The organism is Flagellimonas sp. CMM7, from assembly GCF_021390195.1.
Lineage (GTDB): Bacteria > Bacteroidota > Bacteroidia > Flavobacteriales > Flavobacteriaceae > Flagellimonas.
Genome location: NZ_CP090003.1, coordinates 3,214,506 through 3,235,451 on the forward strand (window position 1 = coordinate 3,214,506; position 20,946 = coordinate 3,235,451).

The 20,946-nt window shown below is 37.1% G+C and carries 21 protein-coding genes; 15 read left to right on the forward strand and 6 right to left on the reverse strand.

The window, feature by feature from the left end; translation table 11 throughout:
• The first annotated feature begins 14 nt into the window (after window positions 1–14).
• The 4 genes from nusB (at window position 15) to LV704_RS14480 (ending at window position 3,232) form a co-directional block, all read left to right on the forward strand.
• Complete coding sequence (nusB, locus tag LV704_RS14465) at window positions 15–962, forward strand: transcription antitermination factor NusB (RefSeq protein WP_163422992.1); 948 nt, start codon at window positions 15–17, stop codon at window positions 960–962.
• A 38-nt stretch (window positions 963–1,000) separates the two neighbouring features.
• Entirely contained in the window at window positions 1,001–1,480 is a 480-nt protein-coding gene (locus LV704_RS14470; protein WP_163422993.1) for a DUF1573 domain-containing protein, read from the forward strand.
• Between the two features lie 13 nt (window positions 1,481–1,493).
• Window positions 1,494–1,781, forward strand: a complete 288-nt coding sequence (gene yajC / locus LV704_RS14475) for a preprotein translocase subunit YajC (protein WP_109662052.1) — start codon at window positions 1,494–1,496, stop codon at window positions 1,779–1,781.
• A gap of 101 nt (window positions 1,782–1,882) precedes the next feature.
• The gene (locus LV704_RS14480; RefSeq protein WP_163422994.1) at window positions 1,883–3,232 is read left to right on the forward strand and encodes a Gfo/Idh/MocA family protein; all 1,350 of its coding nucleotides are present in this window, start codon (window positions 1,883–1,885) and stop codon (window positions 3,230–3,232) included.
• 412 nt (window positions 3,233–3,644) lie between these two features.
• Here the strand turns inward: LV704_RS14480 and LV704_RS14485 are convergent, their stop codons facing one another.
• The 3 genes from LV704_RS14485 to pepT form a co-directional block, all read right to left on the reverse strand.
• Window positions 3,645–4,355, reverse strand: coding sequence for a hypothetical protein (locus LV704_RS14485; protein ID WP_163422995.1), 711 nt, complete (start codon window positions 4,353–4,355; stop codon window positions 3,645–3,647).
• Between the two features lie 188 nt (window positions 4,356–4,543).
• Window positions 4,544–5,137, reverse strand: coding sequence for a YdeI family protein (locus LV704_RS14490; protein ID WP_163422996.1), 594 nt, complete (start codon window positions 5,135–5,137; stop codon window positions 4,544–4,546).
• Between the two features lies 1 nt (window position 5,138).
• Complete coding sequence (pepT, locus tag LV704_RS14495; RefSeq protein ID WP_163422997.1) at window positions 5,139–6,368, reverse strand: peptidase T; 1,230 nt, start codon at window positions 6,366–6,368, stop codon at window positions 5,139–5,141.
• Window positions 6,369–6,466: 98 nt separating this feature from the next.
• Between pepT and LV704_RS14500 the strand changes: the two genes are divergently transcribed.
• The 9 genes from LV704_RS14500 (at window position 6,467) to LV704_RS14540 (ending at window position 16,642) form a co-directional block, all read left to right on the forward strand.
• Window positions 6,467–6,886 carry a hypothetical protein gene (locus LV704_RS14500; protein ID WP_163422998.1) on the forward strand — a complete coding sequence of 140 codons (420 nt, stop codon included), beginning with the start codon at window positions 6,467–6,469 and terminating at the stop codon, window positions 6,884–6,886.
• Between the two features lie 54 nt (window positions 6,887–6,940).
• On the forward strand, window positions 6,941–7,993 hold the full coding sequence (locus LV704_RS14505) for a quinone-dependent dihydroorotate dehydrogenase (RefSeq protein WP_163422999.1): 1,053 nt from the start codon (window positions 6,941–6,943) through the stop codon (window positions 7,991–7,993).
• The gene (locus LV704_RS14510; RefSeq protein ID WP_163423000.1) at window positions 7,993–8,529 is read left to right on the forward strand and encodes a DinB family protein; all 537 of its coding nucleotides are present in this window, start codon (window positions 7,993–7,995) and stop codon (window positions 8,527–8,529) included. The genes LV704_RS14505 and LV704_RS14510 overlap by 1 nt, the downstream gene beginning before the upstream one ends.
• A gap of 57 nt (window positions 8,530–8,586) precedes the next feature.
• Window positions 8,587–9,213, forward strand: coding sequence for a LysE family translocator (locus LV704_RS14515; RefSeq protein WP_233782051.1), 627 nt, complete (start codon window positions 8,587–8,589; stop codon window positions 9,211–9,213).
• Window positions 9,214–9,234: 21 nt separating this feature from the next.
• Window positions 9,235–10,098 carry a hydroxymethylglutaryl-CoA lyase gene (locus LV704_RS14520; RefSeq protein ID WP_163423001.1) on the forward strand — a complete coding sequence of 288 codons (864 nt, stop codon included), beginning with the start codon at window positions 9,235–9,237 and terminating at the stop codon, window positions 10,096–10,098.
• 145 nt (window positions 10,099–10,243) lie between these two features.
• The gene (locus tag LV704_RS14525) at window positions 10,244–11,551 is read left to right on the forward strand and encodes a DUF4856 domain-containing protein (RefSeq protein ID WP_233782052.1); all 1,308 of its coding nucleotides are present in this window, start codon (window positions 10,244–10,246) and stop codon (window positions 11,549–11,551) included.
• 119 nt (window positions 11,552–11,670) lie between these two features.
• On the forward strand, window positions 11,671–12,822 hold the full coding sequence (locus LV704_RS14530; RefSeq protein ID WP_163423002.1) for an imelysin family protein: 1,152 nt from the start codon (window positions 11,671–11,673) through the stop codon (window positions 12,820–12,822).
• Window positions 12,823–14,190: an HTTM domain-containing protein gene (locus LV704_RS14535; RefSeq protein WP_163423003.1), complete on the forward strand. Its 1,368-nt coding sequence runs from the start codon at window positions 12,823–12,825 to the stop codon at window positions 14,188–14,190.
• A complete protein-coding gene (locus LV704_RS14540) occupies window positions 14,171–16,642 on the forward strand; it encodes a TonB-dependent receptor (protein ID WP_163423140.1) in 2,472 nt (823 codons plus the stop codon). The genes LV704_RS14535 and LV704_RS14540 overlap by 20 nt, the downstream gene beginning before the upstream one ends.
• A 79-nt stretch (window positions 16,643–16,721) precedes the next feature.
• On the opposite strand, the gene LV704_RS14545 is transcribed toward LV704_RS14540, so the two are convergent.
• Complete coding sequence (locus LV704_RS14545) at window positions 16,722–17,072, reverse strand: DUF6686 family protein (RefSeq protein WP_163423004.1); 351 nt, start codon at window positions 17,070–17,072, stop codon at window positions 16,722–16,724.
• A gap of 139 nt (window positions 17,073–17,211) precedes the next feature.
• On the opposite strand from LV704_RS14545, the gene guaB reads away from it, so the two are divergent.
• Both guaB and LV704_RS14555 read left to right on the forward strand, forming a co-directional pair.
• Complete coding sequence (gene guaB, locus LV704_RS14550; RefSeq protein WP_163423005.1) at window positions 17,212–18,684, forward strand: IMP dehydrogenase; 1,473 nt, start codon at window positions 17,212–17,214, stop codon at window positions 18,682–18,684.
• Between the two features lie 150 nt (window positions 18,685–18,834).
• The gene (locus tag LV704_RS14555) at window positions 18,835–19,920 is read left to right on the forward strand and encodes a DUF819 domain-containing protein (protein ID WP_163423141.1); all 1,086 of its coding nucleotides are present in this window, start codon (window positions 18,835–18,837) and stop codon (window positions 19,918–19,920) included.
• A 12-nt stretch (window positions 19,921–19,932) separates the two neighbouring features.
• Here LV704_RS14555 and LV704_RS14560 read toward each other — a convergent pair whose 3' ends face one another.
• Together LV704_RS14560 and LV704_RS14565 are read right to left on the reverse strand one after the other, a co-directional pair.
• Window positions 19,933–20,463 (reverse strand): DUF255 domain-containing protein, encoded by a 531-nt coding sequence (locus tag LV704_RS14560; RefSeq protein WP_163423006.1) that lies wholly within the window; start codon window positions 20,461–20,463, stop codon window positions 19,933–19,935.
• Between the two features lie 69 nt (window positions 20,464–20,532).
• Entirely contained in the window at window positions 20,533–20,946 is a 414-nt protein-coding gene (locus LV704_RS14565; RefSeq protein WP_163423007.1) for a DUF3995 domain-containing protein, read from the reverse strand.

Below are 20,946 nucleotides of genomic sequence, written 5' to 3' on the forward strand. Positions count from 1 at the left end.
AAAGTTCTTTAAAAATGCTCACCAGAAGGCATATCAGAGTAAAAGTAATGCAATGCATTTATGCATTGATTCAATCCAAAGATGATTCCTTGGAGAAACAGCAGAAGTTTCTTAAAGTTAGTATAGAGAACATGTATGTGCTCTATTTGCTTGTTTTAAGTCTTTTGGCCGAATTACATAAAATGGCCGAAAAACATGTAAGCCATGCTTCTAAAAAATATGTTGCTACAGAGGATGACAAGTATCCAGACGGAGAAAAATTTGTGAAAAACAAATTATTACTTCAAATCTCTACCAATGAGTCCCTAAAAAAGGAACTCTCCAAAAGAAAATTGCATAATTGGTACTTGAATGAGGAGTACATTAAAATTATTTATAAGGAGGTTGTTTCAAGTGATGTTTACAAGAAGTACATGACCAATGATAAAGAGGGTTATGAAAACGATAAAGAAATTATACTTCAGTTGTACAAGAACATCATTGCGCCCAATGATAAGATCTATGACTATTTTGAAGATGAGAAACTTACTTGGGTAGATGATATTCCAATAGTAAATACATATTTAACCAAACGATTGCGAAAAGCGACCGAATCTTCAGATGAAAGCTTTTTTCTTCCTTCTTTGTTAAAAGACCAGCAAGACATGGAATTTGCCAATGAGTTGTTGACCAAAACGCTGTTGAATGATGCCAAGTGGGAAAAAGAGATAGAAGGTAAAACGCCTAATTGGGACAATGACCGCATTGCAGAGATTGATTCTATAATATTAAAAATGGGAATATGTGAGCTGCTCAACTTCTCATCTATACCAGAAAAAGTGACACTAAACGAATATTTGGAAATAGCTAAAGAATATTCTACACCCAAGAGCAGCATTTTTATTAATGGGGTTTTGGATAAGTTGGCCAAGGAATATAAATCTACAGGCAAGCTGCAAAAAATAGGAAGAGGGCTACAATAAACAATATTTGATTAATTTTGGAAAAACAATTTTTTAGTATGAAGAAAATAACAACAATTTTAAGTTTGATTTTGACTGTTGCTCTTGTGAGCATTTCTTGCAAGGATAAAGCTTCAAGTAAAATAGTTGCTGACAATGTTGAAAGTGCTACAGATAGAGATGAGGCACAAAAGCAACTTCCGGTAATGAGTTTTGAAAAATCAGAACATGATTTTGGTACAATTGCTCAAGGTACTCCACAGGAGACCGTATTTAAATTCACCAATACTGGGAATGCTCCTTTAATCATTACAGATGCCAAGAGTAGCTGTGGATGTACTGTTCCAGAATATCCAAAGAACACTCCTATTGCGGCAGGTGAAAGCGGTGAATTATTGGTTAAGTTTAACGGTTCTGGTCAAAATCAAGTGACCAAAACGGTAACTGTTACCGCAAATACGGAAAAAGGCTCTGAACTTTTAAGAATAAAGGCCTTTGTTAACCCAAAGAACGCACAAGCTGCGGGTCCTGTTAAATAGAGCAAATTTTTAGATGGAAAATATTGGACAGTTTTTACCACTGATATTGATTTTTGTTGTGGCTTATTTTTTTATGATTCGCCCACAGATGAAACGTCAGAAGGATGAGAAAAAATTTACTTCGGAGCTTAAAAAAGGTGATAAAATAATCACCAAGAGCGGACTTCACGGCAAAATTGTGGAATTAAATGACAAAGATTTTTCTTGCGTTATTGAAACCATGGCCGGTCGTTTAAAATTTGATCGCTCCGCCATATCCATGGAGATGAGCAAAAAATTATCAGCTCCGGCCAAAAAGTAAACAAGATTAAATGTTTGATGAAAGAGCACCCTTTGGGTGCTTTTTTTGTTTTGGGTCAAAATGATAAAAAAGTGATAACTTGTTAAGTATCAATTTTTATTATGGAAACTAGAAGAAATTTCATCAAAAGAAACGCTTTATTGGTTGGAGGAATGGCGGCCTCAACACTATTCCCAATGGAACTTTTAGCCACAATGCGAAAAACGGTAGGAGCTAACGACCGAATTAATGTGGGCCTAATCGGATGCAAGGGGATGGGTTTTGCCAATCTGACCTCTATGCTAAAAATGTCGGAAATCAATGTCTTGGCGCTGTGCGATATAGACGAAAATGTGCTTAAACAACGTGTGGCAGATTTGGAAAAAGCAGGTCTTAAAAAACCAAAGTTATACAGCGACTACCGAAAACTACTGGAAAATAAAGATTTGGATATTGTAATTGTGGGTACTCCAGATCATTGGCATTGCCTACAATTGATTGACGCCTTGCAAGCAGGAAAAGATGTGTATTGCGAGAAACCTATTGCCAACTCCATAGCCGAGTGTGATGTAATGTTGAACCAGGTCAATGCTAGCGATCGGATGGTTCAAATAGGGCAATGGCAGCGTAGTCAACCTCATTTTGTGGACGCCATTAATTATGTGCACTCTGGGGCCTTGGGAAAAATACGCATGGCCAAGGCCTGGGCATTCCAAGGCTGGATGAAACCTGTGCCGGTAGTTCCCAATAGTGCCGTTCCAAACGGGGTGGATTATAAAATGTGGCTGGGCCCTGCGCAACACCGTCCTTTCAACCAAAATAGATTTCACTTTAATTTTAGATGGTTTTGGGACTATGCGGGTGGGCTAATGACTGATTGGGGGGTGCACCTCATAGATTATGCCCTGTATGGAATGAAAGCTTCAACACCTAAGTCTATTATGGCTTTGGGTGGAAAATTTGCATACCCCAATGATGCGTCTGAAACCCCGGACACTTTACAGACCGTTTATGAATTTGATGGCTTCTCACTATTATGGGAACATGCAACGGGCATTGATGGGGGCAATTATGGACGAAACCACGGAATAGCTTTTATCGGAAACAATGGTACTTTGGTGTTAGATCGTGGAGGTTGGGAGGTAATTCCAGAAAAAAACCGTCCAAATTGGAGTGAGGACCTTGGACCCAAAATAGAACCGGTTCCATTGCAACCCAATACAGGTAACGGATTAGACCTGCATACGGCCAACTTTGTTGAAGCAGTAAAACAGCGGGATAAAACTATATTAAGAGCCCCTATAAAAGTTGGATACGATGCGGCCAAGGTTTGCCATATGGGTAATATTGCTTTTAAAACAGGGGAACGATTGTTCTGGGATACCGAAAAATCCAGTTTCAATAAAAGTGAAGCTGATTTATTGCTCAACAATACCTACCACAATGGCTGGAAGCTACCAAAAGTTGAATAAGTAACATCCTTTATTATGGGTGCACTTATCGGTCTCGTATAACCTTCAGTTACGGGTTAATATGCGTTAATTTTGGTTTGGCACAGACGTTAGCAATTCCGAGTGGATTCGGACATAGTCGATTCGCGGTAATTACAGTTATACATTGCTGGGCAATGTCCTTCATTTAAATTAATTTTTAATTGATCGTTTTAAATATGATGTTGAATTTTTCGAAATATCCTCAGCCAATTCAATAATATATGATTCTCCATGGTTCAAAAACTTTTCTATTTCTTTCTGATTTAATAATATTTTTAATTCGTACAATGCTATCGAACCACATATGACTTCTAACCTGTATGACTCATTATTACTGTAAAGTGTATAACACCAATCTTTTTCTAGTAAAACTTTCATCAATAATTTGAAATTAATTTAGCACAATATTGTAAGGTTGTACATTTTGTAACTCTGCCCGTAGTTCTAAAAGAACATCAACACAATTTTGATAGTATTCTTTTTCATTGTTGTCCACTTCTTGCTCTAAACATTTCATGTGCATCTCCATGATGTATTTGAACAACATTTCATAATTGCCCGAGTCTGACAGCTTGGAAATTATAATTTTTTGAATCCAAAATACATTGCCCCATAATGGCTTAGCATTATTTATTTCTTTGTTTACTGCCGCTTCCAAATGGTGGATGGTTTTGTATCGAGTTAAGGATTTTAGAACAATGCTTTCTACAAATTTTTGGATTCTATCTAAAAATAACCCTATATCCTTCTGAATTTCCGAAATGGGAATAAGTCTTATATCTTCCAAAAAGCCCCTAAAGGTTTGAATAGTATAATTTTCTCCTCGCGAATCCTGAAGTAACTTTCGTCTTTTATTATTAATATAAACCTCTACATCGTTTATTCTCTTTCTTGCAATAAAAAGAATAACTAGATTGTGTCTTTTGGAGTCTGATTGTACACTTACATGAACCAAGTCTTTTTTTAAATCATTGGTCTTTTTGAATTGAATGATAAAATTATCTATATCCGATATGTCTTGATTTCTTTCCGCGACAAAACCTCTTTGTTCGAAAATTGATATTAGATAATCTTGTATTCTTTTGTATTTAGTATTTTCCATCTATTTGGAAATATTGCCTAACGATAAGCTAAAAATCGTTTTAACGATTCTTTAGCAACTGATAAGTGAAGTTCGGGAATTTTTTGTAAAAATCCAGACCAAATTAATGAATGACCCGTACGAATTTAGGAACATGATTCCTTCATTCGACCAGCTCAGGATGATGAGCAAAGGAGCTTTTAAACTTGTTAGCGGTAAGCATCATTAAGGCCCATCCCTTTTTTAATCATTGGTAAAATTTTTTCCAGTCTTCTGGCTTTGGTCTTTTCTTGTTTGGCTTCCAGAATATATTCGCAGAATTCTTTTTGCTTGTATGGAGAAAGGGCTTCAAATGCAGTTTTAATAGCAGTGTCTTTTACCAAAGCTTGCTTTAACAATGTTGGCACTTGCAATTCCTTTGAAGATTTTTCTGGGGCAATGGAAAGTCCTTTTTCTTGGTTTTCAATAGACTCTACCATATAGGCCAAGACCGCCTCCTTATCAATATCCTTTTCAGAAGAAAAATACCAATGGCGCATTGCTTTGGTTTTTCCCTCTTGGGCGTTGCGCAATACTTTTTTTGGATCTTTTAGAAAAACACCATTATAGAACCATACCCCAAAATGGTTTTTAAACCTACAAATACCAAACACATTTTTACCGTTTATGGTATACACCGGTATATTCCATTTGTAATCTTCTACACTCTTGGTTTGTAAAGCTAGTTCTCGCAATGCGCAGATTCCTTCCCTAAAGGGATGTTCCGCTTGGTAGTATATATTCAGTTTTTCCGCTTTTTCCATCTTACTTAATTTGAATAGCGGTAAGCTCGCAAATTTTCACAATGACCTGTACGGCCTTTTCCATACTTTCCAAAGGCACATATTCATATTTTCCGTGAAAGTTATGTCCTCCCGCAAATATATTGGGACATGGGAGTCCCATAAAACTTAATTGAGAGCCATCTGTACCTCCTCTTATCGGTTTTATAATGGGCTCAATACCCAGGGATTCCATAGCTTCTCTCGCAATTTCGACAATGTGGAAAACAGGCTCCACTTTTTCGCGCATGTTCCGGTATTGATCCTCAATATGAAGCACTACATAATCTCCATATTTTTTATTGAGTTTATCTGTAATATCCTTTAGCAGCTCTTTTCTAGCTTCAAAATGGTTTTCATCATGATCACGGATGATAAGTTCTATCTCCGCATTCTCTATTTCACCTTTTATTTTGTGGACATGAAAAAAACCTTCCCGGTCCATGGTTTTTTCCGGCACTTCTCTGGGAGGCATAAGGCTCAAAAACTCATTGGCAATACCAATGGCATTTACCATCTTATTCTTGGCATAGCCAGGGTGAACGCTCTTGCCCTCAATTTTAATTTTAGCACTGGCTGCGTTAAAATTTTCAAACTCCAGCTCACCGACTTGACTTCCATCCATGGTATAGGCCCAAGCTGCCCCAAATTTTTCCACATCAAATTTATGGGCTCCCCTTCCAATTTCTTCATCAGGCGTAAAAGCAACGCGAATTTCGCCATGCTTTATTTCTGGGTGCTCTGCTAAATACTCCATTGCCGTAATAATCTCCGCAATTCCTGCCTTATCATCTGCACCAAGCAGGGTGGTGCCATCTGTGGTAATCAACGTTTGACCTTCATACTGCAATAAATCTTCAAAATAGTCTGGAGATAACACGATGTCCTTTGCTTTGTTGAGCACTATGTCTTTTCCATCGTAATTTTCAACTATTTGTGGTTTAATGTTTTTCCCTGTAAAATCTGGCGTAGTATCTATGTGGGATATGAAGCCTATGATCGGCACTTTTTTATCAATGTTACTCGGTAAGGTTGCCATGATATAGGCATTTTCATCTATGGATACGTCCTGCATTCCAATCTGATGAAGTTCCATGACCAACTTTTTGGCCAAGTTCCATTGTTTTTCTGTACTGGGAGTAGTTTTGGAATAAGGGTCACTTTGCGTATCAATGGACACATATTCTAGAAATCGGGGTAGTAATTTTTCCATAAAGTGCGTTTCATCAAAAATAACGTTTATTCAATCGTGATTTTAAGAAAAAGAGTACTTGAAAAGTTATCTTTCCCAACTTTAGAAAATCAACCCAATTGAAAGGATTTCTTTTTTATTTTTTTGTGATATGCAGTCTGCATTGTGCGGCCCAAGAAGAGTGTATTTTGGGTATTGGCGGACAGGATGACGAAGTGATCGAAGAGGTTTTTCAACTCAATGAAGATCAAAAGGAAAAAATGAAGAATTGGGGAGCCGAACTCAAGATCAGAAATGAAATTTTGAAAGACCAGGCGGGTTATCTTTTAAAAAAATCTGAACAAAGTTCTCCAGAAGATTTAATAGTAATGTCCTACAAATACAAAGATATTCTAGATAGCATGAAACAAAATGTGCGAATGTTGGACAAACGATTATTATCAATTTTTAATGACAAACAATATAATTTCTATCTAGAACTATGCAATCAATTAAGTTTATTGCCTATTTATGTAGATAGGTCAGTTGACGAAAAATAACTGATTTTCCAAAATCTGATTTAAGAGTTTATATTTTTGTTCAAATTTTTTTAAATGTACAAGTTCCTCATTCGCCCATTAGTTTTTCTTCTTGATGCAGAAACTGCTCATCATTTTTCTTTTTGGGCAATAAAGATACTTTCCAAATTAGGACTTTCAGGATTGTTTAGAAAGACCTTTGTAATCAATGATCCATTACTGGAACGTGAAGTTTTTGGGTTGAAGTTCAAAAACCCCGTTGGACTGGCGGCGGGATTTGATAAGGACGCTAAGCTTTACAACGAACTGTCTGATTTTGGTTTTGGTTTTGTGGAAATAGGCACGCTTACTCCCAAGCCGCAAGATGGAAATCCTAAAAAACGATTGTTTAGATTATTGGATGATGAAGCCATCATCAACAGGATGGGGTTTAATAATAAAGGAGCTTTTGAAGCGGTTGAACAATTAAAGAAAAAACATAGGGTACTTATTGGTGGTAATATTGGAAAGAATAAATTGACCCCTAATGAGAATGCCATAAAGGATTATCTGATATGTTTTGAGGCGCTTTTTGAATATGTAGATTATTTTGTGGTCAATGTAAGTTCTCCAAACACCCCAGGTTTAAGGGAGTTGCAAGATAAAGAGCCATTGACCAATCTGTTGAAAAAGTTAAAACGTCAAAATGGAAAATTGGCGAAGAAACGAGCAGTAAAGGAAAAGCCTATTTTATTAAAAATTGCACCCGATTTAACAGATGATCAATTGCTTGATATTGTGTCCATAATGGCTGATACCGCAATTGATGGAATTATTGCAACCAATACGACCATCTCCAGAAAAGGGCTAAAGTCCCATCTTATAATTTCAGAAGAAAAAGGGGGATTAAGCGGAAAACCACTTGCCAAAAGAAGCACAGAAGTGATTCGGTTTTTAGCTGAGAAAAGTAATAAAGCATTTCCAATTATTGGAGTAGGGGGAATACATTCTGCAGAAGATGCATTGGAAAAGTTGGATGCTGGCGCCGACTTGATTCAACTTTACACAGGGTTCGTATATGAAGGGCCCTCTTTGGTTAAAAAGATAAACCAAGCTATTTTAGCAAAAGCTCAATCTAATGCTCAATAATGAGAAGTATAGCTTGCACCTCGTTACTTTTGTTGTTTACCGCCACAATGGTTGCTCAAACGCAAAGAGTACCCAAAACAGATTTTACTAAAATGTATCTTCCTGTTTGGTTAGAAGCTGAAAAACACTGTTTGGAAGTTGCAAATGCTATGCCTGAAGAGCTATATAGCTATAGACCAACACCGGAAAGCAAAACTTTTGCAGAGCAATTGGTACATATTGGGTATACAGTAGAATTACTTACAAAAAGATATGTACAAGGCATGGAAGTAAAACCAAATACCCCGGATGCTTCTAAAATGAGTAAGCAAGAAATCTTACAGCTACTAAAAAAAGGCTTCAAATATACCGAGGGAATAATTTACACAATAGAGCAATCAAAGTTGGATGAGACTTGCGTAATGTACCATAGTGGTAATACGGTAAGCAGAGCTTTTGCCTTTTTCTATGTGCAGGACCATTTAACCAATCATAGGGCCAAGGCCAATCTCTATCTCCGCATGAACAATATTAAGCCGCCATCATATACCTGGTAGGTTTCCGTATTGGGCACTTGTATTATTTTGTATTTTTCCAAGCTAAATCTATTTGGTTTGAATTATGATACGCTCTTTGTGTTTGTGATGGCTTCTACAGCACTGGCCATTTCACCGGGGCCTGATAACATCTTTGTACTTACCCAAAGCATATCAAATGGAGTAAAATCTGGGTTGGCTGTAGTTGCTGGACTTGTAAGTGGTTGTTTGGTGCACACCACTTTCTTGGCTTTTGGTGTTTCGGAAGTCATTAAAAGAAGTGACACGCTTTTTTTTATCATTAAACTATTTGGGGCAATATATCTGCTCTACTTGGCCGTAAAGGTTTACAAAAGTGATTCTTCGATAGACTTAAATACAAAAGGAAATTCAAAAAAAGGGTTTACAATATTATTTTGGAGAGGGTTTACCATGAACGTGCTTAACCCAAAAGTCACGATTTTCTTTTTGGCATTTTTCCCTGGATTTTTATTTAGTACTGAACTAAATACCGTAATTCAGTTTTATGTGCTTGGAATACTTTTTATGTTGTCGGCATGTATTGTTTTTAGTACTATAGCCTTGCTGGCAGGAAACATATCTAAATATATTTTGGCACGGCAAAAAGTAGGGGTCTATCTAAAATGGCTTCAAATTATTGTGTTTGTTGGGATTGCCATTTATCTATTTCTATCGGATAAATAGTGGTAATTTTACATTCAGGCTATGTCAAAAGTTAAACTCATAGAATGTCCACGAGATGCCATGCAAGGCATTAAAACCTTTATTCCCACAAAAGAAAAGGCAAAGTACATTCAATCCTTGTTGGGATGTGGCTTTGATACTATAGATTTTGGAAGTTTTGTTTCGCCGAAGGCTATTCCCCAGATGATTGATACTGCAGAAGTTTTATCTCAATTAGATCTTTCCAAAACTAAAAGTAAACTTTTATCGATTATTGCCAATATAAGAGGGGCTAGCGATGCATGTACACATCCAGAAATTGACTATTTGGGATATCCTTTTTCCATTTCCGAAAACTTTCAAATGCGTAATACCCATAAAACTATTGCGCAATCTGTGGAAACGTTGAAGGGTATTTTAGAAATAGCCAATGCCAATAATAAGGAAGTGGTAACCTATATATCAATGGGTTTTGGAAATCCTTATGGAGACCCCTGGAATGTTGAAATTGTTGGCAAATGGACCGAAAAGTTAGCGGCAATGGGTGTGAAAATCTTATCGCTCTCTGATACTATCGGAAGCTCTACGCCAGAAGTTATAGAGTATTTGTTTTCAAATTTGATACCCAAATACCCTGATATAGAGTTTGGGGCACATCTACATACAACACCCACCAGATGGCATGAAAAAGTAGATGCAGCCTATAAGGCAGGCTGTCGTCGTTTTGATGGTGCGGTACAAGGCTTTGGAGGTTGTCCTATGGCAAAGGATGAACTCACCGGAAATATGCCAACAGAAAAGATGCTGTCTTATTTTACTTCGGAAAAAGCCGATTCTGGGGTTAACTGGATGGTTTTTGAGGCCGCTTACAACAAGGCTACGGAACTGTTTTCTGTCTACCACTAAAGCTTCTTATATAATATACTGGATTATTAAATGTTAAATCTTACACTTTATTTAAATTAAGTCTAAATAAACTTGCACTTTTTCATTGGGCAAGATATATTTGCTGTTTTAAAATTATTTATAACTAATCTAAATAAACTTAATAATGCTTTTAAAAAGGTTTTTCTTTTTGACTTTAGTTGCAACGATGTTTGTGGCATGTTCCAGTGATGATGATGCAACAGGGGATGACGATCCAATGGCTGTAGCAACATGTGATGATGGTGAACAAAATGGTGATGAAACGGGAGTGGATTGCGGCGGAAGCTGTGCTCCATGTGAAATTGCAATTAGTAATCCCACTACATATGTTTTCGAAAGAGATGGCGAATCTACAGTAAGTTTTAGTGGTCAGACAACAAGAATTCTAATGGGAGAAGAGTTGATAGCGAAACTTAAGGATGAAACTACAACAGAAGCGGTGTTAGATGCAATGTTTGCCCATGTAGAAGGAGCTGTTGATTTTGAAGATCCAGATTTGAATGCTTCAGATAAGAGTATTAGAAGTAAGACCGCAGCCTCAAATGATTTCTTTTCCTCTAATGCGACGGACCAAGCATTGATTCGTGCAGATTTTGAAGGTTGGATTAAGTCCCAAGTGGATGATGTCTTTCCAAATTGGAATATAGCTGCTACGGCTGGTACTGCTGGTCAAATTGCAGATGGTACTTCAACAAGATATATTAGTGCAAAAGGTCTGGAATATAATCAATTGTTTAATAAAGGGTTGATTGGAGCGCTTATGGTGGATCAAGCCTTAAATAATTATCTAGGCACCGATGTTTTGGAAGCTGGAGATAATGTTGCTGATAATGATGCAGGTACTGTAGCTGAAGGTAAAACATATACCAATATGGAGCACAAGTGGGACGAAGCTTATGGATATGCCTATGGAATTAATGCTGACTCCGCTGATCCCAATGCAGATTTAGGAGCGGATAGTTTCTTGAACAAATATATTGGTAGAGTAGAAGGCGATACCGATTTTGAAGGTATTGCTGATGATATTTATCAAGCTTTTAAACTTGGTAGGGCAGCTATTGTAGCTAAAAATTATACCGTACGTGATGAACAAGCAGAAATTATACGAGGTTTAATTTCTGAGGTGATAGCAATAAGAGCTGTATTTTATCTGCAACAAGGTAAGAACGCAATAGATCAGGTAGTTCCTGAATTTGGCGGTGCATTTCATGATTTGTCAGAAGGTTATGGATTTATTTATAGTCTTCAATTTACCAGAAAACCAGGCACTAATGAACCATATTTCACCAAAGCAGAAGTGGATGCATTTTTAGTGGACTTGCTTGATGATGGCGTTAACGGACTTTGGGATGTAACACCAACTACTTTGGACGACATTGCAGAGGCTATAGCAGAAAGATTTAGCTTCACCGTTGAGCAGGCAGGAGAGTAGAAGGGTCAAGGAAAATTTAATTCTTTCAGAATGAGTAAAAAGAGATGAATTTCCAAAGGATTAATTCATCTCTTTTACTATATTTGAACGCTTTTAATTAGAATAAATAAAAATAAAGAATGAAAAAGTATTGGTATCTGTTATTTGCAATTCCATTCCTGATTTGGGCTTGTTCTTCGGATAGTTCGGGAGAGAACGGAACAGATGATGATGTTAGTGTTATAGATGATGAAGTGCCAGTTACTTTTGATAGAGGTGCCATGTTGGTCAACTGGGCAGATAACATCATTATTCCGGCATATCAATCTTTTTCAACGGAACTTTCAACTTTAGAGGCTTCGTTCACCACTTTCTCAGCCGATAGGAGTGTGGATAACTTAGTTTTTTTCCGTACAGCATGGTTAAACGCTTATTTGGCTTGGCAACGGGTTTCTTTGTTTGAAACAGGACCGGCTGAGGTCATTGGATATCGTTTGAACATGAACACATATCCTTCAGATACCGATTTAATTCAATTACATATTGATATGGGGGGATATGACCTTTCCCTACCATCCAATAGAGATACCAAAGGGTTTCCTGCATTGGATTATTTGTTGAACGGATTGGAAAGTGATGATACGGCATTGGTTGCCAGATTGGCAAGTGGAACAGATGCAGATAATACATTGAATTATATTGATGACATTCTTTCAGATATGAGGTCATTAACAGATGATGTTGTAGGCCAATGGGAAGGTACATATCGCGACACTTTTGTAAATAATGATGGTTCGTCCTCAACGGCTTCGGTAGATCGGTTTGTAAACGACTACATTTTCTATTATGAAAAGTTTCTTAGAGCTGGAAAAATGGGAATTCCATTGGGAGTTTTCACAGGCACTCCAGCCCCTAATACGATAGAAGCTTTTCATAAAGCAGATATAAGTAAAATGTTGTTTTTAGAAGGATTGAACGCAGTTCAAGATTTATTTAACGGAAAGCATTTTGGCGCAGCACCTACTGGTGAAAGTCTAGCCTCTTATTTGGATGACTTAAACACGGTAAAAGATGGAGAGGATTTAGCCAAGCTCATTAATGATCAGCTAGATGAGGCCCGCAGTATGGTAACGGCTTTGGATACCTTTAGGAATGAAATAGAAAATAATAGTCCTCCAACAAATATGTTATTATCCTATGATGAGGTGCAAAGAGTTGTACCTTCATTTAAGGTAGATATGGTGTCTGCAATGAGCATCAGTATTGATTTTGTTGATGCCGATGGAGATTAAATGAATTTAAACTTTACCAAATACCTTCAAAAAGACATTGAGGCCGCCCCTTTGGCGGTCTTTCGTATTTTTTTTGGAATTATGATGCTTTTGAGCATTGTTCGTTTTTGGGCCAATGGATGGATAGAAAAATTGTATCTGGAGCCCAAATTTCATTTCTCATACTATGGTTTTGAATGGGTGAAACCTTTAGGTTCCATAACCTATTTAATTTTTGTGGTTTGTGCCATTTCTGCAATAGGTATAGCATTGGGGTATAAGTATCGCTTGAGCATAGTATTGTTCTTTTTATCTTTTACCTATATAGAATTAATGGACAAAACCACTTATCTAAACCACTACTATTTTATTAGTGCATTGTCCTTTTTAATGATATTTCTTCCAGCTGATGCATACTTTTCCATTGATGCAAAAAGGAATCCAAAAAAAGCATTTCAATTTGTCCCAAAGTGGACAGTTGATAGTGTAAAATTGTTATTGGGCACTGTCTACTTTTATGCCGGACTGGCAAAACTCAATTCGGACTGGCTTGTAGAAGCAATGCCCTTAAAGATTTGGTTACCCTCAAAGTTTGATATTCCCTTGATAGGGGAGCTTATGGGAAAAGAATGGGTGCATTTTGCCTTTAGTTGGGGAGGAGCAGTGTATGATCTTGCCATTCCTTTTCTACTGCTTTATTCAAGAACCAGATATTTTGCCTTTTTTCTAGTAGTGGTGTTTCATTTGCTAACGCGTGTACTGTTTCCAATTGGGATGTTCCCGTATATTATGATTGTTTCCGCTCTTATCTTTTTTGATGTCAAATTTCATCACAAAATCTTGGAATTTATTTCTAGGGTGGTTAAAGTTTCCAAACCTCAATTTGAAAATACTAAAGTGCTTAGATATCAAAATGGAGCATTGAACAAGTTAAAATATACGCTCATAGCGCTCTTTTTTGTAATACAATTGGGTTTTCCTTGGAGGTATTTAGCATACCCTGGAGAATTGTTTTGGACGGAAGAAGGGTATCGGTTCTCATGGCGTGTAATGCTAATGGAAAAGTCAGGATATGCACAATTCAAAATTGTTGATCAAAAAAGTGGAAAATGGTTTTATGTGGACAACACGGACTTTTTGACAACTTTTCAGGAAAAGCAAATGGCTTTCCAACCAGATTTCATTATAGAATATGCTCACTACTTAAAAGACCATTTTGAAAAAGAAGGACATAAAAACATTAGCATTTATGTAGAAAGCTTTGTGGCTTTAAATGGTAGGGTGAGCCAACCGTACATAGACCCAAATATAGATTTGACAAAAGAACATGATTCATTTGAACACAAAACGTGGATATTACCATTCAATGATGACATCAAAGGTATTTAAGAGCACCATTTTCCTTTTACTTGTTTCGGCATTTGCTTGGGGGCAAAATAGCTTCTCTGGAGTTGTTAGCGATTCTAACAACACCCCAATTACGGATGCCGAAGTATATATTAAAGAGTTACAATTGTTGACATCGACTTCGGAAACTGGTAACTTTTATTTTGACGATATCTCTAGCGGAGCATACAATCTGGTAGTTTTCGCTTTTGGATTTCAGGTATATGAACAATCGGTTCAAATATCGGCAAATCAAAAAACGGATATTTTGTTACAGCCTTTAGGCGAGCAATTATCCGAGGTTGTCTTAACAAAGGAACGAGAGAAAGTTTTTAGACTTCAACAGCTTAAAAAAGTGGAAGGCACCGCTATTTATGCCGGCAAAAAAAGTGAAGTAATCCTGATAGATAATTTAACAGGCAATTTGGCAGCAAACAACCCGCGACAAATCTACAGCCAAGTAGTTGGATTAAATATTTATGAAAACGGAGATGCAGGCCTGCAGTTAAATATAGGCGGCCGTGGATTGGATCCCAATCGAACAGCTAATTTTAATGTACGTCAGAACGGTTACGATATAAGTGCTGATGCTTTGGGTTACCCGGAAAGTTATTATACACCTCCTGCTGAGGCTTTAAGTGAAATTCAAGTGGTCAGAGGAGCAGCGTCATTACAATATGGGCCACAGTTTGGAGGCTTGGTCAATTTTAAGTTTAAAAAGCCCAATCCATCAAAAAAAATAGAATTGGTCTCTAGGCAGACGGTGGGTTCTTATGATTTGCTGACCAGTTTTAACAGTTTAAGCGGTACTGCGGGTAAATTTAGCTATTATACTTACTTCAATTATAAGGAAGGAAATGGATTTCGGCCTAATTCAAATTTCAACAGTCGTAATTATTATGGTCATTTTGGATATCAAATATCTGATAAAACCAAACTGACTTTTGAAGCTACATTATTCAATTATTTAACCAAGCAACCTGGAGGATTAACAGATGCCCAGTTTTTGGATGCCCCTACTTTTAGCAACAGAGATAGAAATTGGTTCAATGTAGATTGGAAACTCTTTTCATTACGCTTAGATCATCGATTCTCTGTAAATACAGATTTTAGTTTAAATCTTTTCACCTTGGATGCTTCTAGAAATGCGCTTGGTTTTAGAACTAATAGAGTTTCACAACCAGATGACGTTAACGAACCAAGAGAACTGTTAGTGGATAATTTTCAGAATTGGGGAGCTGAGGCAAGACTACTTACCAGATACCGAATTGGAGAAAAGGATGCGGTCTTTTTGATAGGGTCTAAATACTATCAAACTTCAAATGATCAAAGACAAGGACCTGGAACGGCCTCCACTGATCCAGAGTTTGAGTTCGCAGATGATGAGTTTCCCAATTATGAAAGACAATCTCAGTTTGAGTTCCCCAATTTGAATTTGGCGGTTTTTGGAGAGAATATTTTTAATATATCAGATAAATTTTCAATTACTCCCGGTTTTCGATTCGAATATATCAAAACCGGAAGCGAAGGGAGTTTTAGGAATATTATTTTGGATTTGGCCGGAAACCCACTTTTAAATGAAGAGATTGCTGATGATAGAACATTTGAGCGAAGTTTCTTTCTATTGGGAATAGGTGCTTCATATAAGCTAGCTCAGGGTATGGAGTTGTACGCTAATTTCTCTCAAAACTATCGTTCTGTAACCTTTAATGATATTCGAGTAGTGAACCCTTCTTTTCAGATAGATGAAAATATTTCGGATGAAGATGGATTTACGGCAGATATTGGAGCTAGAGGAAGACTTGGAAATTACCTTAACTATGATGTAAGTGCCTTTGGGTTGTTGTACGATGACCGTTTAGGAGAGGTTTTACAAAGTGAAACCAGACTTAATGCTCTGGGTGAATTGGTTGAAACTGGCAGAATAGTCCGTTTTAGGGGAAATATTGGAACTGCCTTCATGTACGGTCTTGAAGGGTTTGCGGATTTAAGCCTGAAAGAATTCTTTTTTAAAGATAATGATAAGGTAAGGTTGAATTATTTCGCAAATATTGCTTTAACCAATTCAGAATACCTGTCTTCTGAGGAAAACAATGTAGAAGGAAACCAAGTAGAATTTATTCCTAAAGTTAATTTAAAAACTGGAATTAGTTTTGGGTATGGGAATTTGCTGGGCAGTATTCAATATACCTATTTATCGGAACAATTTACGGATGCTACAAATGCACCTCAAGATATAGATGACAATCAAAGAGGTATTGAGGGAGCAATACCTTCCTATGATATTATGGATTTATCATTGTCTTACACCTATAAAAAATTCAAATTAGAAGCAGGTATCAATAACCTATTGGATAATTCATATTTTTCCAGAAGGGCTACAGGATATCCTGGACCGGGCATCATTCCTGCAGAACCACGAACTTTTTATACAACTTTACAGATAAAGCTATAAAGGAATTTCATAAAAAAAGAAAGCAGCTGAATCCAATGGCCGCTTTCCAAATCTACTAAAGCCAGAGGACATCTAGGAGTTAGTTTTCTATAGAAGTATAGTCAATATCCTTTGATTTCAATAGCGGGATTGGATTCCTATGAATGTTTAGCAAGCACTTTATTTCGCATACTTCCTGTCTATTTACAAGAATGATAAAATGTTTATTACCGATGGAGATAGGTATTTTTCGCTGATGTAATGAACTCATCAGAGTTTTTTCCCAATATTCTAAATCCAGTTCTGAAATATGGGATTTAAATGCTTCCAGTTCCCATTCATAAAATTCAAAGCACAAATTGTTGAAAATCATTTGGAAAAGTTTACTCTCATTACAGAAGGTAAATATCCCGTTTTTGGACTGATTCAATATTTTTATGGAAGGACACATAAGCTAAAAGTTATAGTGTAAAGATATATTATTTATAATAAGTCTAAATAAAAATAATTATAAAACTAACACCATTTTAGCAATAGGAAAATTTGAAATAAAATATGGTACCTTTGCACGCAATTAATCCGTAATTGCAATGGAAGCCCACCTTAAAAAAATTGTTGGAGAAGGACTAACATATGATGATGTTCTCCTAGTCCCTGGATATTCAGAAGTACTCCCTAGAGAAGTTAGTATCAAGACAAAATTCACAAGAAATATTACCATTAATGTACCTATTGTTTCCGCAGCGATGGATACCGTTACCGAATCCCAAATGGCTATTGCCATGGCTCAAGAGGGGGGAATTGGTGTTCTGCATAAAAACATGACCATTGAGCAGCAAGCTGTCAAGGTAAGAAAGGTCAAGAGGGCAGAAAGTGGAATGATAATGGACCCAGTTACGCTACCATTAAATTCGATTGTTAGGGACGCCAAAGCAAACATGAAAGAGCACAGTATTGGCGGAATCCCTATTGTAGATGAAAATAAAAAACTAATAGGAATTGTTACCAATCGTGATTTACGGTTTGAAAAAAATGATGATCGACCTATTACAGAGGTAATGACTTCTGATAATTTGGTTACCGTTGGAGAAGGTACTTCGCTAGAAGATGCAGAGGTGATTTTGCAAAAAAACAAAATTGAAAAATTACCGGTTGTTAATAATGATTATGTACTTGTTGGGTTAATTACTTTTAGGGATATCACCAAACTTACTCAAAAGCCAATGGCCAATAAGGACCAATATGGGAGACTGCGAGTGGCTGCAGCTATTGGTGTAACAGCAGATGCAGTGGATAGGGCAGGAGCATTGGTTAATGCCGGAGTGGATGCTATCGTAATTGATACCGCACATGGCCATACCAAAGGAGTGGTGAATGTCCTTAAAAATGTTAAGAAGTCTTTCCCTGAATTGGAAGTCATTGTAGGAAATATTGCTACCGGAGAAGCAGCAAAATATTTGGTTGAAGCTGGAGCAGATGCCGTTAAAGTAGGTATTGGCCCTGGTTCTATATGTACTACTCGAGTGGTTGCTGGTGTTGGGTTTCCACAGTTTTCAGCAGTTTTAGAGGTTGCTGCTGCCATAAAAGGCAGTGGAGTGCCCGTAATTGCAGATGGTGGAATTAGGTACACAGGTGATATTCCAAAAGCTATTGCAGCAGGAGCCGACACTGTTATGTTGGGCTCATTATTGGCAGGAACCAAGGAATCTCCTGGCGAAACCATTATTTATGAAGGACGAAAATTTAAATCTTACCGCGGAATGGGTTCTGTTGAAGCCATGAAGGAAGGTAGTAAGGACCGTTACTTTCAAGATGTGGAGGACGATATTAAGAAATTGGTCCCAGAAGGTATTGTAGGTCGCGTACCCTATAAAGGAGATTTATTTGAGAGTATTCATCAATTTGTTGGTGGAATAAGAGCTGGTATGGGCTACTGCGGAGCTGCAGATATTGAAACCTTAAAAGAATCTGGTCGTTTCGTAAAAATCACTGCTAGTGGCATTAATGAAAGTCACCCACATGATGTTACCATTACCAAAGAGAGCCCAAACTATAGTAGGTAATCCATAATCTGAGCTTAAATGTCTTTGGCTAGTTGCCAAAAGCGGTTGGTTGAATAACTAAACCAATTCGTTATGTTTGCTATTCTATTGGCATTCTAACGCATGAATTTTATAGAAAACCCTGTTTACGTATTAACTGTTTTATGTTTGATGGTAATTTTATCATTATATGCAGCTAAAACAAAGTGGGGAAGACCTATGGGTACTGCATTGTTGGTCATTGTTTTTACCGCCGTTGTTGCCAATCTGAAACTTATTCCCTCTGCCTCAAATACAATTCCTTTGTACGATGCTATTTTTAGCTATTTAGCGCCTATTTCCATATTCTTTTTATTATTGGGGGCAAACCTAAGGTCCATTAAGAAAGCAGGCGCACCTATGATCGGTTTGTTTTTAATAGGTTCATTGGCTACCGTATTGGGCATTTTAGTTTCATGGTACCTGGTTTCACCACAAAATGTTTTGGGCGATGACGGAAAAATATTGGCAGGAATGCTCACAGGAACTTATACTGGAGGCAGCGTTAATTTTAATGCGGTTGCATTGGCATATGACTTTCAGGAACGTGGAACGCTCTATGCTGGAGCCATTGCCGTAGATAATGTAATTACCGCAATTTGGGTGATTGTTACGATAGCGTTCCCCGTTTTGCTGAGACGCTTTTTTAAAGACAAAAAAATCAGTGCTTCTCCTGTTGAAAATGATAAAACGGAAAATGATGCGATCGATTTACAATCCATGGGTTGGTTGTTGTTTATTGGTTTGGCGGCATTCTTGGTTTCCGAACTTATTGCCGAGGTTCTTCCAAAAATACCGTCCATCATTACACTTTCTACTTTGGGTATTATACTCGCACAGACTTCTTTTGTTTCCAAATTAAAAGGAGGTCATACACTGGGACTATATCTGGTTTACCTATTTCTTGCCGTAATTGGTGCGTATTGTGAAATAAGTTCGGTAATAGCGCTAAAAGAAGTTGGGCTTACGCTATTATTGTTTACGTCAATAGCCGTTTTTATCCATGGATGTATTATAATTCTGCTAGGAACATTTACGTTTAGGGATTGGGATATGATTTCAATTGCAAGTCAGGCGAATATTGGCGGTGGAACTTCTGCCATTGCACTTGCTGAAACGTTTAATCGAAAAGAATTGATTTTACCTGCAATACTGGTTGGTACCTTAGGGAATGCTCTGGGAACGTATTTAGGGTTTCTGGTAGTCTCTATTTTGTAAAAAAAGGCTTATCTATTTGCCTAGACCAGCATAAGTGTTCCAATCTTTATCCTTGTAAATATTGTCACCAAAATAACGAGCGATCTGTAAAAAGGGTTTTACTTTTTGATATCCGGGTACTGGAGAAAGCATATTTAATTTTTCATCTAGAAATACAACTGTAGGATAACTCATTTTACCTTGTAACAAAGCAGCGGCAAACTCATGGTATCCTCGTCTTCCTGAAGCTACAAAATTGAAAGTTTCACCTTGGAAATCGATTGGGTCCTTACCTTCTGCATCCAATTTTACCATATAAAAATTGTTTCTCATATATGCTGCAACTTCTTCATTTTGAAAAGTATCCTTATCCATTTTCTTGCACCAGCCGCACCAGTCCGTGTAAACATCAATAAACAATTTTTTGGGTTTGGCATCAGTTTGGGATAATTCAACCGCTTCATTCCAACTTAGCCATTCCACGTTTTGGGCCTGGGTTTGAAATCCAACCAAAAGAAAAAGAAGTAAACTTATTTGAGTAGTGTAGGTAAAAACTGCGCGCATCGTTCTTTGTTTTGAGGGTTTAGTCTTACGACTATTACAAAACTAACGAAAATTGTGCCAAAATAGTATTTAACCCAAAAGCTCTAAAATTAGGATAAGTGCACCCAGAAGCAGGCATAAAGGTGAATAGTATCGGGTATCCAAAGCTGAAAACCGACTGTTCTTGGCAGATTTAAAAAAACCAACATACTTAAAATCTCCCAAAGCACGAATGATAAACAAAAGCCCAATACCAATGGAAGCATAGTTTAGCCAATCTGATTCAATATAAACGGATACTTTGTTAATAAAAACAAAGGCAAAGAAAAGCAATGCAAAACCAACAAATACAGCACCAAATCTCCCGGGGGATTTTACTTTATTGCTCTTTAAGTTTGTAGGAAGCACAGATGAAGGATCCTTGATGCCAAATATGGCCCAATAAAAATGTAAGCTAGCTAAGAAGATTAAAGTTATTGATATGAATAGAGCAATAACTCCCAT